Source organism: Bacteroides fluxus YIT 12057, assembly GCF_000195635.1.
Lineage (GTDB): Bacteria > Bacteroidota > Bacteroidia > Bacteroidales > Bacteroidaceae > Bacteroides > Bacteroides fluxus.
The window spans coordinates 40,938-55,025 of sequence record NZ_GL882613.1; the positions used below are offsets into that span (position 1 = coordinate 40,938).

General features: G+C 44.4%; 10 protein-coding genes. 3 read left to right on the plus strand and 7 right to left on the minus strand.

Annotated features, from left to right (window positions below; all coding sequences use genetic code 11):
* Position 1 precedes the first annotated feature (1 nt).
* From HMPREF9446_RS03030 to HMPREF9446_RS03060, 7 genes are all read right to left on the minus strand, one after another.
* On the minus strand, positions 2–316 hold the full coding sequence (locus HMPREF9446_RS03030) for a hypothetical protein (RefSeq protein ID WP_009123933.1): 315 nt from the start codon (positions 314–316) through the stop codon (positions 2–4).
* A gap of 35 nt (positions 317–351) precedes the next feature.
* Entirely contained in the window at positions 352–2,808 is a 2,457-nt protein-coding gene (locus HMPREF9446_RS03035; RefSeq protein WP_009123934.1) for a cytochrome c biogenesis protein CcsA, read from the minus strand.
* A gap of 105 nt (positions 2,809–2,913) precedes the next feature.
* Positions 2,914–6,903, minus strand: a complete 3,990-nt coding sequence (locus tag HMPREF9446_RS03040; RefSeq protein WP_039968368.1) for an SUMF1/EgtB/PvdO family nonheme iron enzyme — start codon at positions 6,901–6,903, stop codon at positions 2,914–2,916.
* A gap of 25 nt (positions 6,904–6,928) precedes the next feature.
* The gene (locus tag HMPREF9446_RS03045; protein WP_039968363.1) at positions 6,929–7,651 is read right to left on the minus strand and encodes a cupin domain-containing protein; all 723 of its coding nucleotides are present in this window, start codon (positions 7,649–7,651) and stop codon (positions 6,929–6,931) included.
* A 29-nt stretch (positions 7,652–7,680) separates the two neighbouring features.
* Entirely contained in the window at positions 7,681–8,775 is a 1,095-nt protein-coding gene (locus HMPREF9446_RS03050; RefSeq protein WP_009123938.1) for a chorismate transformation enzyme, FkbO/Hyg5 family, read from the minus strand.
* A gap of 23 nt (positions 8,776–8,798) precedes the next feature.
* The gene (locus HMPREF9446_RS03055; protein WP_087943532.1) at positions 8,799–10,544 is read right to left on the minus strand and encodes a cytochrome D1 domain-containing protein; all 1,746 of its coding nucleotides are present in this window, start codon (positions 10,542–10,544) and stop codon (positions 8,799–8,801) included.
* A gap of 51 nt (positions 10,545–10,595) precedes the next feature.
* Positions 10,596–11,405, minus strand: coding sequence for an IclR family transcriptional regulator (locus tag HMPREF9446_RS03060; protein WP_009123940.1), 810 nt, complete (start codon positions 11,403–11,405; stop codon positions 10,596–10,598).
* Between the two features lie 320 nt (positions 11,406–11,725).
* Between HMPREF9446_RS03060 and HMPREF9446_RS03065 the strand changes: the two genes are divergently transcribed.
* From HMPREF9446_RS03065 to HMPREF9446_RS03075, 3 genes are read left to right on the plus strand one after another with little or no spacing between them, the layout of a single operon-like run.
* Positions 11,726–12,190, plus strand: coding sequence for a DUF4494 domain-containing protein (locus HMPREF9446_RS03065; RefSeq protein WP_009123941.1), 465 nt, complete (start codon positions 11,726–11,728; stop codon positions 12,188–12,190).
* 28 nt (positions 12,191–12,218) lie between these two features.
* On the plus strand, positions 12,219–12,884 hold the full coding sequence (locus HMPREF9446_RS03070; protein ID WP_009123942.1) for a YggS family pyridoxal phosphate-dependent enzyme: 666 nt from the start codon (positions 12,219–12,221) through the stop codon (positions 12,882–12,884).
* A 19-nt stretch (positions 12,885–12,903) separates the two neighbouring features.
* On the plus strand, positions 12,904–13,881 hold the full coding sequence (locus HMPREF9446_RS03075) for a dihydroorotate dehydrogenase-like protein (RefSeq protein WP_009123943.1): 978 nt from the start codon (positions 12,904–12,906) through the stop codon (positions 13,879–13,881).
* The last annotated feature ends 207 nt before the right edge of the window (positions 13,882–14,088 follow it).

The window sequence follows — 14,088 nt, forward strand, 5'->3', positions numbered from 1 at the left end:
ATTATTTAATTTCCATTAATTCGATAGAGATCCCCTCTTCTTCAATGAAAGCAATCGTCAAGTGCTCGTCACAAACAGCAGGACCAAAAATCACTTTCTTGCCAACCAGTTCTTCCTCCAATGAAGGCACTGTATAAGCGATGTGCCCTTGTTTTTGAACCAGTTCAGGCATGCAACTTCCTTCTTCAAATTTCAGAAATTCAATTTTATTCGGGCTACTGTTGAAGTCTGTCAACCAGACCTTGAGCCCTTCGTTGAAAAAAGCCCCTTCTTTTTTTTCATCGGTAACTACACCGAAATGATTAAATGTTCTCATGGTTTATTTGTTTTAAAATTTATAATGATTAAGCGTTATAACTTCGCTTCTTCCATTTGATTCTTTCTCCAATATCTATACGAGACAAACGACAACATGACGACTACCGCCAACGCAACATACAAATAGACAAGAATCTGGCTCACATTGTCATTCTGTCCATAAGAGTGCATTCCGCTCAAGAAGTAGTTTACACCGAAAAAAGTCATGAGCACTGACGAGAATGCGATGACAGACGCAACGTTGAACAGCCAAATTGAATAGCCACGTTTCATCAAGTGAAGATGGGTCACAATACCATAAACAATCATGGTTATCAAAGCCCAGGTTTCTTTGGGATCCCATCCCCAATAACGTCCCCACGACTCGTTAGCCCATACCGCACCAAGAAAGGTTCCGATAGTCATCAGCGCCAATCCTACAAGCAATGACATTTCATTGACAATGGTCAATTCCCTTATTCTGAGGAAAAACAATACGGCATGCCGTTTGGGAAAGAAAACAATCAATGCCATATTCGTCAACCCTATCAGGCAACTGATACCAAAAAAGCCGTAGGCAGCCACAATCACCGCAACATGAAACATCAGCCACGGCGACTTCAGCACCGGAACCAATGGGTTAATTTCAGGATCCATCCAGTTGAGTCCGGAGACAAACAAAATGACTCCTCCAAACAAAGTAGCCAAGGCAAGGGTCAAAACACTGCGCCGGACAAACAAGAAGCCGGCCAGTACCGTAGCCCAACCTACATAGACCATGGTTTCATATGAATTGCTCCAGGGGGCATAGCCTGCTATGTACCAACGCATCCCCATTCCATAGGTATGATAAAAGAAAACAAGAAGGACCAGCATGCACAATGCCCAGACGCTTCCTTTGATCCACCGTTTTTGCTGAAACAACCTGATAAAAGACAGAATGAGCAACAAGCCTCCCAGGATTAAATATCCCATCTTGCAATAGCGGAATACATCCATCTTGTTATACCTCACTTCAGTCTTTATTTTTTCAGGAGTGATATGATGCAAAGTGCTTTTGGCTTGCTGGTAGGTATTTATCATATCTACCACTTCGTCGGCTTTCGTCCAATCATTGCTTTTCAAAGCCCCCTGCACTTCTTCCAGATACCAATCGAGAATACGGGCTACGAACATGGAATCTTTTCCCGCAAAATCCGACAAATCATCTCCGGGAGCATACCATCTATGGTCGGGGGCATTTTCTTCGGGAAAAAGGTTGATCATCTGTTTATTGACAAGCTGATGAAGAATGTTAACCTGTTCATCGAGTTTCATCAAGTCTTTGTCGAACCGCGTACGATGGGCCGGCATTTTATTGTACGCCGCTTCCAGTTTATCCTGCAACTTATAGGATTCGTTCTGATCAAAAACCTGGGCATAGGAACACAGCTTTTCCGGCAGATGGTAATAAGCGGATAGTTCAGGATTGGAGATGGCTATAAAAGGAATATGTATCCACACTTCGGGCATCGCCAAAAGACTGATGAGAAATTGATCGGAATTAAGTTGGCCGATTGTATTTTCCTTATGCAGTTTTCGCAATATCTCAGAAGAGAATGTATTGACGGGCATGATACGGCCCCTGTTGGACTGCATAGGCAAAGAACCGAAACGCTCGGCATGTGCAGGAGATATCCGGTGGTTCTGGACAATGTCCATCATGACCGACGGATCCGTGTTGGTTTGCCCGTTTACAGCACCGGACAGCTGCATGAAGAACATAGCAAGCCATACCGGAGCAGCGTGTATCTTTTTTAATAATCGATTCAGATACATAAAACGGGAATTCTTGGTAACAAAACAGGCTATCAATCCGATCAGCAACAGCAAATAACCCGCATAAGTAACGCTTCGCCCCGCCACATCACGGCTGACAGACAAAACCGTACCCTGTTCATCCTTATCATAGGATGCCTGAAAAAAACGATAGCCTTTTATGTCCAGCACATTATTCATAAAGACCCGTTCGTGACGTTCCTCCCCATCTACACGTATAATCAGCTCGCTTTCATACGAAGATGGGCTGGAAGAGCCGGGGTAACGGCTCAACGTAAATTTCTTGAGTTCCACAGAAAATGGCAGTGTGTGGATACCTGTACTGTTTTCCGAAGTCTGAACAGCAATTCGATTACTTGTTTCTCCTTCGCGCAGATGCAAGATGCCTTCTTCTCCAAATAAAAAAGAAATAAGGGCACCCGACAAGATGATGATAAAAGCAAAATGAGTAATGAGCAATGCCCATTTACGACTTCTGAAATACTGTCGCTTAATGACGATTGCAATGAAATTGACAATCAATGAAAATTGTAAAAAGAAGAATAAAGGAGAGTGATAAATGATTGCTTTGGCTGCTGCCGTGCCATGGTATTTTTCAATAAAAGTAGCGATGGCCAACGCACAAGCATAAATGAACAACAATAGAATGGTTGTTACGGAAGAAGAGCATATTTTATTGAGACTTACTTTCATTGATTTTTTATTAACGAAGATTTCTATGAGTAATTTAAGAAGAGAGAGTCAAAAGCCCAATGCATTACCGGGCTTTTGACACACTCTTTATTGTCTTCCTGTCGGTTAATCCTCAATAATCACGCGGAATCCAACGTTAAACACACGTTGATGCGGATAATAAGCTTTACGCGAATAAGAAGTAGAGAACTTGGGCCGTTCAATATACGAGCCACCACGGACTACCTTAAACTCTGAAGGGGTTTTCACCTTTTCTTTATACGGATAAGGCACATAATCCGAACGAGTCCACTCTGCGATGTTTCCATGCATGCTGTATAGACCAAACGGGTTGGCTTGATAGTTCTTAGAATCAACCTGGTTCATCGCTCCGTCATTCACGCTTTCTTCTTTAGGCAAATAGGTATAGTATTTGTACCAATACGAGTTTTTCGCCATCGGTTGCGGGTCAACGCCGCTTACCGCCATCTTGTTGCAGCTCTCGTCCGCCAAATTCTCCTGCTTGCCAAAATCAGAATTCATGTTACCATACCAAAAATCCGAATTGCTTCCGGCACGGCAAGCCCATTCCCACTGCGCTTCAGTCGGCAATGTAATGTTCAGATTGGTCTTTTCACTCAGTTGCCTGCAAAAATCCATCGCTTCCTGATAGCTGACACGGATTACCGGTTGTTCCGGTTTATTGGCCGGGTAACCAAAGTGAACATGGTCTTTCCATAGTTGATCCACGTAACGGCTATCATGCTTCGGGAAGATGACATTATACTGTTCATTGGTAATTTCCACCTCACCCATCCAGAACGCCTTATCAATCTTGACCTTGGTAACCGGACGATGGTCAGCCGCTCCGTTCCAGCTTCCCATCGCAAATTCTCCGGCAGGGATACGGACAAAAGTAATATTGATGCCGGGAGCTATCGGTACCACCTTACGCGTTTCCTTCTCATCCGCCAGCATCGCCTTGATCGCATTGGCGTCAAAAGGCCAGTTTTTAACCTTTATATCCTTCGCCTTTACAGGTGCAGGAGCTTCGGGCATGACCGGAGTGACTTCCCCTTGGCCTTTCAAGTAATCCGCATAGTCCGCAATCTCCTTTTTCCAGTTTACCCCCATACCGTTGGCATACTTGTTCGTAAGCTCCGTACGGCGTTCAATCTGGTCATATCCCTTGTATGGGAAATTCGTGATCTTATTTGCGTTGAAATAGCCCTTGTCCGGTGCATTGTAGTCAATCCATTGATACAACTTACGCCACTCCGCATCTGTCAGTTTTACGTTGGCATGTCCTTTTTTAAGGATACGGATCAGTTCACTGGTATTGGCATAATACTCATAAGGTTGCAGTACTGCCATATCCGCTTCCGCTCCCTGACGATGAACATACGGGTGCAGCTTTAAATAAGAGGTACCATATCCACGCTCATCTTTCTTTCCTCCACGCAAGTCGAATGCCTTATTCCCATCATGGCAAGCAATACATGCACGGTCAAGAATCGGTTGTACTTCCAAGTCGAAAGTAAATGAACGAACTCCCCCTTCAGGAGCCTTAATCACATGCGGGGCACGTTTGGAAGCGATTGTCCGTTTAGGGACAGGAATCTGGTTTTGATCCTCATGACACCCTACGCAAGAAACGATTTCTCCCGGTTGTCCGGTCAGCCAACTACGCATCAGCTGAATGGCGGCTCCGTCTTTATCTATCGGTTGGATTGAAATAGGAGTATTGGCAGGAATCTTGAAAATAACAGAACCATCTTCCTCTACCGGAACCGTTCCCAGATAACGCTTGATATCCCATCCACTCTGAATGCCATGCCAGTTGTGGTCGGAAACTGTTTTCAGATAAGCATATTCATACGAATGCAAACGAACTTCTTTTACGGTTCCGCGAGGGACATCGCGCAATCCTTCGCCTTCATAAATATCCTGAATAAACACAGTGGCTTCTTTTTCATTTAACTTCACACGGTCCGGAATAGCCGGAGGAGTCACCGTTTTACGCACAATAATCGGGCTGATAAATCCTTCACCTTCCTGTTTCATCAAACAAGTGACGTTATCGAATATATCCACCAGATAAATACCCCACAAATCTTGCGGATGCAATTTGGCAGCCACCAGATAATACTTGTCACTCAGCGGAGTCGGTTTAATGAACTGGGGCCATACATCGTCCACCAACTGATCCTTGATAGTCTCTACAATGGGGCGGTTGCGATAAGGAATTTCCTGCAACATGCCGGCGGCACCTTTACGTGCCTTGGTAGGATCGAACACAATAAGACGTCCGGAACGAGCCACGCCGTGATGGCCGGAAATAATGCCGACGAAAGCCGACGCATGACCGGGAAGCGGCTGGATATCAAATGTACTGTTCGGGAAGGCAGACCCGCTGCCGTACAGAGCCTTTTGCTCGGTGCCGTCGGGATTCATGTGCATCACGAAACGGGAATAATAGTGCATGAGGTCCGTATATTCCCAACGGGTGTACATGACACGTCCGTTGTTCATTACCACCGGATTCCAATTGGCGTCCTGATCGAACGTGATGCGCCGCATATCTTTGGTCTGAGGATCATACAACACCATATTCCCAACAGGATCGGAACCATTTACGCATGGCACCCCCTGATAACCTATATTAGACGTGGCTATCAATCGTCCGTCGGGCAAATAGGTGCCGTCATAGAACTCCAGATCCGGTTCTTCATTATCAACCAACGCCTTGAATCCTGTTCCATCCAGCTTCACTTCATGTATATTCCAGCGATTGTCCGGCATAGTGGCGGTAAACATCACGCGGTCGCCGTCCCAGTGCATTTTAAGGTCGGCTATCGAAGAACTGTTTTTCGGTTTATAAACCTGGCGCATCCGCATATCACCACGTAAATTGGACAATTCGACAATTTCGGCATCGAAACCGCTACGGCGTGCCGACTCCTGATTGCTCCAGTTGTTGGATTGTGTGCCCAGGCTCGGTGCCATTGCCCTGCGTGCCGATGTTCCCAATTTAAAACGGGTAGCAACAATCTTGTCTCCATCCAGCAATGGGTTGCCGAGAAGAATCGCATGCTTGTTCTTTAAAGCCTTACGGGCATTCTCGCACGCCTGTACATCATTTCTATATATACCGTTGAAACCTTCTTTACAAAGAGCCAGCAGTTCATTGTATAACGGTTCATATTTAGCCACAGCATATTCCGGCTGCTTTTTCATATCGGCAAAGGCCAATTTGACAGCCTCGATATTCAACCACTCCAATTCAGACTGCAGGTCATATGTATCCTGTACCTTTTCAAAAAGCTCCAGATACTTACGTATTTGAGTATCCACATCTTTCTCGGCCGCAATCTGTCCGGCAAGCTTCTCATAGTAAGCTTTGTCTTTCAACTTATTGATCAACTTCTCTACCGTTTGCTTCTCAACGGAAGCGTCAGTAGTGGTCAGCCATGTATCCAGGCTTCCGGCCTGAATACCTAACATCCCTATCTGCTCCGGATACTTTACGCTCAATTGGTCGATGACATTTCTCGGAAATACATTTAATGCCTTAAAGTACGTACTGCCTCGCTTGGAGCCGGCCTCAATACCTACTTCGGCCTCAAAACGCACATACTTACCATTGACAGGATACACCAGCATTCCGTCGGCATGACAAAACACCCCATGTTCGTAAGTCTTGCCACCTATCTGAATCGGTTTTCCAGATACGTTGATATTCATCCGCGGTTTATCCCATCCGGCTATGCCATATTCAAAAGGAATTTGATCCAGCCAAACGGAAGAGCCGTCAGCAGCGATCAAACGCGCGTTGGCCCATACCGCATGATCATAGCTAGAACCGTCGGGACCTCCGGATGTGATCAATACAAGCTTGTCACACCCCTTTAAGTCCGCGACAAACGGTTCCGCTTTTTCCTGAGCCTTTACCCAGCGGGAAACAACAGGCATACCTGCTTTTTGCAGTTGAGTCCTTAACTCGGATTTCGCTTTTACGGAAGCGTCTATCCAAGTTTCCTGTTTCTTCGGCTTTGGACCGGCAGACACCAGAACGGAAGTGAAGAGACAAATTGTCAGTAACAGCAATTTATTCATTGAATTAAACATAAGCGAATTTATATTATAATGCAGCTTTTGTATTTGTGAAGCGTAATCCGCCGTTGTCGTGGTAGGTAGCCCATTCATCTACGATGGCACCTTCCGGTCCGGCCATCAAAAAGTGGAATGTCTCTATCTTTTTAAGCGGAAGCACCTCTCCGACTTTCTGCACAACAAAGTTTTTGCTTTTTACGGCACCGTGAGTAGCGGGGATTGCAGGCGCATCGGGAGTTTCTTCGCCCACTTCCGAGAAATTATATGCCCATCCCTTATTAACCATCCATGATTCATGTTTGGCGGGGTACTCGGTTTTTACATGGGCGTGTTCAGGAATCATTTGTCCCGGAAGCAGATAAATGGCGTGAGCAAAATATCCATGTTCCACATCATTCACCCAAAAGATTCCTCCCATACCCACGTTTTCAAAATCTCCCAGGCCGAAGTCGGTAACCCACATTTCTTTAGCCATTAAGTCTGTGAAAGGAACATCATAGAAAGCAAACATGTCTTTCATTGCTTCCATCGCTACATCTTGTTGAAACTTGCCGTCTTTATAAAAATCGGCATTTGTGTACTTCTTTGAATAAGTCATTTCTTTTTTGTTATTTGATTGTTTACATTCTGTTGTGCATTGCGCTGAATCACCGCAACAAGTCGATTCCGTTGACGATGTTTTGCCTGTACAGGCGACCATTGAAAACAGGAGTGCCCCTAAAGTTACTGATTTTGTAATTTTTCTCTTCATGTTCTTATCTTTTAAATGATTAATGATTTTTAACCGATAGCTATCCCTTCTATCTCTATAAGCAGTTCATTCCTGCATACATCGGCGCACATATAAGCTATAGGAATGTTTAACCGGTAGTTATTCAACAGTTCACGCGCCTCCTTATAATATTTTTTTTCTTTAAGATATACACGTAGCATTTTCAGTTGTGCCCTGTCAATCAATTGAGCTATGTTTTCCATAGTGATATGGAGCTGACGTTCAAAGCCTACATCAGTCAAGCTTTCTTCTCCACGAATGGCCGCTGTGCCCGATATATAAATAAGCTTCCTGCCATCGAAGGTCATGCTCTTGGCCCGTTCAAATTTGGGAGTTGCCTTTTGTTCATGGGCAGCCTCCAGAACTTCGGCCGAGTAAGCATGAGCCGCAATTTGCAGTTTATTGTCAATAGGAGTCGCAAAACACCCGGGGCGGGTAAATACGGCAGCGTCGATATCTACCAGCACTCCACCCAGATTAGTGCCGATACCTGTCGCGGCAGGATACCCATTACTCCAGGCAGCCTGTTTATAGAAGTTGCTTCGCACGTTATTAAACATTTGGTAGTGCTGGTCGAATCCCTCAAATTCTGTAATCCGCTCAATATAATTCCATTGGCGAATAATATTCTCAATCGGGAAACCTTCCCGGTGAAGGACCTCGCTAACCAACCGGAAAACCTCTACGGATTGTTGCTGAATACTGAAAGTCATGATATCGCAGTGAAAACCTCCTGCAAAGAGAAAACGCCCGTCAGGATTTTCCAGCACAACGTATGGAAAACCATTATTCATACGGTAATCAATACGGTCTGTATCGTCCGCCCGATAACTGTGCACCTCCAACGTCAACTTGCCATCCAGCGCCGGTTGAGACACATAGCTCAACACAGGGCGACAGTCAGCGAACAGTTCCCGCACTTTGTCATGCAATATGGCACGACGGGCTACATACTGGGCATTATCCACAGGAGTACCAAAGAAAACCAACCGCAAGATATGCCCGTCTTGCGGAAGTTGCGCCAACAGGGCATCCGCCATTAGTTCGAAGCTATCTACGCCTGTGGTATATATCGCATAGTGAATTTTTTCGCAGTAATTCATGCTTTTGTGTGTTTTTTATGAAGTTATAATGAGTTCACATATTCAGTAAGTGCCCGGATTTCTTTCTTTGAAACCTTTTTATCTATACCATGCTTATGCACATCGAACACTTCATGCATGGTAGCCGCGCGCCCGTCGAACAGATAAGGAGCCGTACGCCATACTTCGCGCAAGGTAGGAGTATCCCAGCCTTTTTCAAATTCAATGTCATCACCGATACGGTGCATTTTAAAATCGGTATAATAAGTACCGCTATGGCATTCTCCACACTTGAGTTTATCAAAAACCTTTCTCCCTTCCCTTGCCAGCTCAGACAATTCTCCATCTACCAGGTAAGGACTTGGAACCGGACGGAGAGACTTTAAATAAGCATCTACACAAACCGCGTCTTCCTCTGTTATATCAAAAAACTGGATAAATTTAAACCCTGCACGTACGGCATGCTCTGCTGTTTCACGAATACCCGATATCATACTGGGCGGGGTAGGATGACTGAACAGCAGACTTTTACAATTCTTTGAATTGCCTACTCCATCATTCATCAAATCCCAGTTCATCCCATCCGTGCGTGCATCTCCCGGGTGGCATCCGTTGCAACTCTGCCATTGCTGAAAACAATGTGACGCGTCGTTGAAAAATCTTTCTCCTTTGTTTTCAGCACTTTCTTCCCGGTCGGGATTCAAATTGACTGAAGTAACCTCATGGGTATTGATATCCACTATATTCAAAATATCCGCAAAATAAGTCGGAACCAGAAGTCTGTCACCGTCCATAATCATTTTCCGCGGTCCGTTGCCCTTCAGCGGAACAAATTTCCGCAAACCATAGAGGAATCTCAAATCATAATCGAGCATAGCCTTGTCCGGATAGTTCAAGAACTTATCCAGCATAGCCTGATGGTCGATAACACTGATTTCATGAGTGCCGGAATGACTGATAAAAAGAAATTTGTCGTTGCATCCGATACTCCATATTCCCGCCGCCCCCTGTTCGGGCTGATCTACTACAACGGCACCGAGAAATTCTTGCCTGGCAACATCTATCACACTGAAAGCACTCGTGTTCATCCACCCTTGCTGTAACTGCGAGGTAGGAACCGTAAAGCGTCCCAAATTGTGGGATACATAAATATACTTGCCGTCCGGAGTAATACATATTCCTCTTAACGCATTACTGCCGTTTGCCAGCCTGATATCTTTTACTTTAGTGAAATTATCCATTTCAATGACAGAGACACATGCCGCCACATAATCCATATCAGCCCGCTGCGCAGGCAAGAAGTTGGTAACGAACATATATCGTCCGTCCTTGCTGAATATGGCAGATTTGGGTTCACGCAAAACACTTACGGTACGTACAACCTTCCGATTGCCGGGATCGACTTCCGAGACTGTATTCTGGAACTGATTACATACATATATATATTTCTTGTCCGGGCCGTAGATGGGCGAACACGCTCCCGACCCCGTCACTATAGAAGCCTCCTTATTTCCGGAACTTAAAGATAATATTTGCAAGTGTCCGGTGTTGGCAGTAGTGGTGACATAAGCTTTATCTCCATCCAAAAGAATACCGGTAGGCGGTTCGTCCACCGGCAACGAACGAAGTTGCTTTTTTCCATCGGGCGAAAATAGACTGATTCGGTTCATTCCTTTTTCCGTCATGACAATTTCACCTTTCGCACTCAGAGTGATATCGGTAGGAAAAAAGGGAGGTGTTCCGGCTAAGACGAAAGATGTGCTACTAATACCAGTAAAGACAACCGCCATCAAGCCTTTCAATGTAATATTGAGTATATTCTTCATAGTAACGATATAGATTTATTTCTCTTGGTTTAAACAGTATCCTAATTCTTGGGAGATGACCTGTGCCGTCTCTTTAATGCACTCGGCCGAAAAACGTACCACTTCTTTGGTCAGCCGGTCTTTGGGGCCGGAAATCCAAATAGCCCCGCAAGGAGAACCGGTATAGTTAAAAATAGGTGCACCGATACAGACCACTCCACTCAGTTCTTCCTCATTATCCATTGCATAGCCCAATTTCCTTACTTTTTCCAGCTCTTTCAAATAAGCCTCAAGGGTAACGATGGTCCGGGCATTATAACGCACAAATTCCATTTGAGACAAATAGTAGTCGCGCACACTCTCCGGCAGATAAGCCATTATCGCCTTACCGGGTGCCGAACAATGCAATTCAAAAGGCTTACCGGGCGAAAGAATAAACCGGAAAGTGTGATAGCCTTGAGCCTGCTCTATAAAAATACCCTTTTTATCACCTAATACTCCAAAACACGCGGTCTCTTTCACTTGATCACGCAGATTGCGTAAATGAGGCAATACGATTTCAAGCAAATTATGTTCATGCAACGACCTGTAACCCAACGACAGTAGTTTTCGCGATAATTTATAGCATTTAGTACTCTCATTATAAATCAAATAGCCCAGACGTACCAATGTATTCAAAATACGATAAGCCGTTGTTTGCGAAATATCAAGTTCCCTTTTTATATCTTGCAAATTTTTGCCTACAGAATCAATTGAAAGATATTCAAGTACCGCAATCCCTTTTTCAAGATTAGGCACTTTATAGTTTTCATCCTGTTTTTCCATATTTTCGCCTTTGTTTTCCATATTTGGAATAATATTTCATTTTTCCATTTCAAATATAGGTGAATATCAAAACAATAAGAGAAGGCAATATGTAAACAATAGTTAAACATGCTATAAAACATATGGAAAGACATCAAGGAAACACCCTAATACAAAACATTAATATCGTGTAGCACAAAATATTAATATCGTGTTTGCACGATGTTAACTTCCTGCCGACACGATATTAACATAATCCCGGCGGTACTTACGTCTCCAAAAAATGTTCCCGAAAATTAGAAGGTTTCTAATCAGTAAACATTATCTTTGCAGCAACTATCAACTTAAAAAAACAGAAAATTATGGCAATGCATACATGGTTTGAATGCAAAATCCGTTATGAGAAAACAATGGAAAACGGAATGCAAAAGAAAGTAACTGAACCCTATCTCGTAGATGCGCTTAGCTTTACGGAAGCAGAAGCACGTATCATCGAAGAGATGACTCCTTTCATTTCCGGAGAATTTACCGTATCGGACATCAAACGCGCCAACTACAGCGAACTATTCCCCAGTGAGGAAGAAGCTGCGGACCGCTGGTTTAAATGCAAATTAGTATTCATCACCCTCGATGAAAAAAGTGGCGCTGAAAAGAAAACATCTACCCAGGTACTGGTACAGGCTGCCGACCTGCGCGACGCCGTGAAGAAACTGGATGAAGGCATGAAAGGCACTATGGCCGACTATCAGATTGCTTCAGTGGCAGAGACAGCCATTATGGATGTATATCCGTACAGCGCCGAACCGGATGACAAACCGGAAGTGTAAATTAATCACGATTTATAATTCAACAAAGATGATTGCAGAGAATCTAAAACAAGTACTGAGCGAACTGCCTGAAGGGGTACGACTGGTAGCTGTTTCCAAATTTCACCCCAATGAGGCGATAGAAGAAGCGTATCGTGCCGGGCAGCGTGTGTTCGGAGAAAGTAAGGTGCAGGAAATGACCGCCAAGTACGAAAGCCTTCCTAAAGACATAGAATGGCATTTCATCGGACATCTGCAAACCAATAAAATAAAATACATTGTTCCATACGTAGCACTGATTCATGGGGTGGATTCCTATAAGCTGCTTGTCGAAATCAACAGACAGGCAGCGAAAATGGGCAGAACCGTGAATTGCCTGCTTCAACTGCACATTGCACGCGAAGAAACCAAATTCGGATTCAGCTTTGAAGAGTGCCGCGAGATGCTGGCATCCGGTGAATGGAAAGACCTTGCGCATGTTCGGATTTGCGGACTGATGGGAATGGCCACAAACACGGACAATACCGAACAAATCAAGGCTGAATTTTGTTCATTAGACAGCTTCTTCCAGGAAGTGAAATCAAGCTGGTTCGCCCATGAAGAATCATTCCGGGAACTGTCTATGGGAATGTCTCACGACTATCACGAAGCTATCGATGCCGGAAGTACTCTGATACGTGTAGGAAGCAGAATTTTTGGAGAAAGAAACTATTAATCATTAAATCACCATTATCATGGCAACATTAGAAACTACTTTTGCAGGGTTGAAACTGAAGAACCCTATTATTGTCAGCAGTTCCGGGCTTACAGACAGTGCCGCTAAAAATCAGAAGTTGGCTGCAGCAGGTGCAGGTGCCATCGTGCTCAAATCACTTTTCGAGGAGCAAATCATGATGGAGGCCGACTGGATGGGAGACCCCAATATGTATCCCGAAGGCAGTGATTACCTCGTAGGCTATATCCGCCAACATAAATTAGGTGAATATCTGAATCTGATCAAAGAAAGCAAGCAACTCTGCGACATTCCTGTCATTGCCAGTATAAACTGTTACCAGGATGCAGACTGGATTGACTTTGCGAAACAGATAGAAGAAGCGGGCGCCGATGCGTTGGAAGTGAATATTCTGGCTTTGCAGACGGATGTGCAATACACGTACGGTTCTTTTGAGCAACGCCATATCGACATTCTGAGCCATATCAAGAAAACGGTCAAGATTCCCGTAATCATGAAGCTGGGGGATAATCTGACCAATCCTATCGCCCTCATCGACCAGCTGTACGCCAATGGAGCAGCCGCAGTCGTATTGTTCAACCGTTTCTATCAACCGGATATCAATATTGAAAAGCTGACCCAGATATCAGGCAATATATTCAGCAATGAAGCGGACTTGGCGAAAGCCTTGCGCTGGATCGGCATTGCATCCGCGTCTGTCGGCAAACTGGATTATGCCGCATCAGGAGGAATCCATTCACCGGAAGGTGTTGTCAAAGCAATATTGGCGGGTGCTTCCGCAGTCGAAATATGCAGCGTGCTTTATCAGAATTCCTACTCGGTTATTTCGGAATACACCCGTTTCCTCGATTCATGGATGGAACGCCAAGGAATGAAAAATATCAATCAGTTCAAAGGCATCCTGAATGTAAACGACCCGAAGGGAGTCAATACATTCGAGCGCACGCAGTTCCTGAAATATTTTTCTTCACACTCATAACGGTATAGCAGCGAGGTTATAATTCACGGACACATATATATCAAAATTCCGGCAGTAACAAGACAATACTGCCGGAATTTTGATATATATCCCATCCTGTCATCACAAAAAACACAAAATACACACAGCCAAAACTCCTTCCATAGACTCGTTTTCGTCATCGGACAGCATACAAAAAACTACTGAAACAACAATTTTACTACTGAA

What these genes read in the sequence shown, in the direction of transcription:
- HMPREF9446_RS03030 (WP_009123933.1), bottom strand. Translation starts at nt 316, where the DNA reads ATGAGAACATTTAATCATTTCGGTGTAGTTACCGATGAAAAAAAAGAA.
- HMPREF9446_RS03035 (WP_009123934.1), bottom strand. Translation starts at nt 2,808, where the DNA reads ATGAAAGTAAGTCTCAATAAAATATGCTCTTCTTCCGTAACAACCATT.
- HMPREF9446_RS03040 (WP_039968368.1), bottom strand. Translation starts at nt 6,903, where the DNA reads ATGAATAAATTGCTGTTACTGACAATTTGTCTCTTCACTTCCGTTCTG.
- HMPREF9446_RS03045 (WP_039968363.1), bottom strand. Translation starts at nt 7,651, where the DNA reads ATGAAGAGAAAAATTACAAAATCAGTAACTTTAGGGGCACTCCTGTTT.
- HMPREF9446_RS03050 (WP_009123938.1), bottom strand. Translation starts at nt 8,775, where the DNA reads ATGAATTACTGCGAAAAAATTCACTATGCGATATATACCACAGGCGTA.
- HMPREF9446_RS03055 (WP_087943532.1), bottom strand. Translation starts at nt 10,544, where the DNA reads ATGGCGGTTGTCTTTACTGGTATTAGTAGCACATCTTTCGTCTTAGCC.
- HMPREF9446_RS03060 (WP_009123940.1), bottom strand. Translation starts at nt 11,405, where the DNA reads ATGGAAAACAAAGGCGAAAATATGGAAAAACAGGATGAAAACTATAAA.
- HMPREF9446_RS03065 (WP_009123941.1), top strand. Translation starts at nt 11,726, where the DNA reads ATGGCAATGCATACATGGTTTGAATGCAAAATCCGTTATGAGAAAACA.
- HMPREF9446_RS03070 (WP_009123942.1), top strand. Translation starts at nt 12,219, where the DNA reads ATGATTGCAGAGAATCTAAAACAAGTACTGAGCGAACTGCCTGAAGGG.
- HMPREF9446_RS03075 (WP_009123943.1), top strand. Translation starts at nt 12,904, where the DNA reads ATGGCAACATTAGAAACTACTTTTGCAGGGTTGAAACTGAAGAACCCT.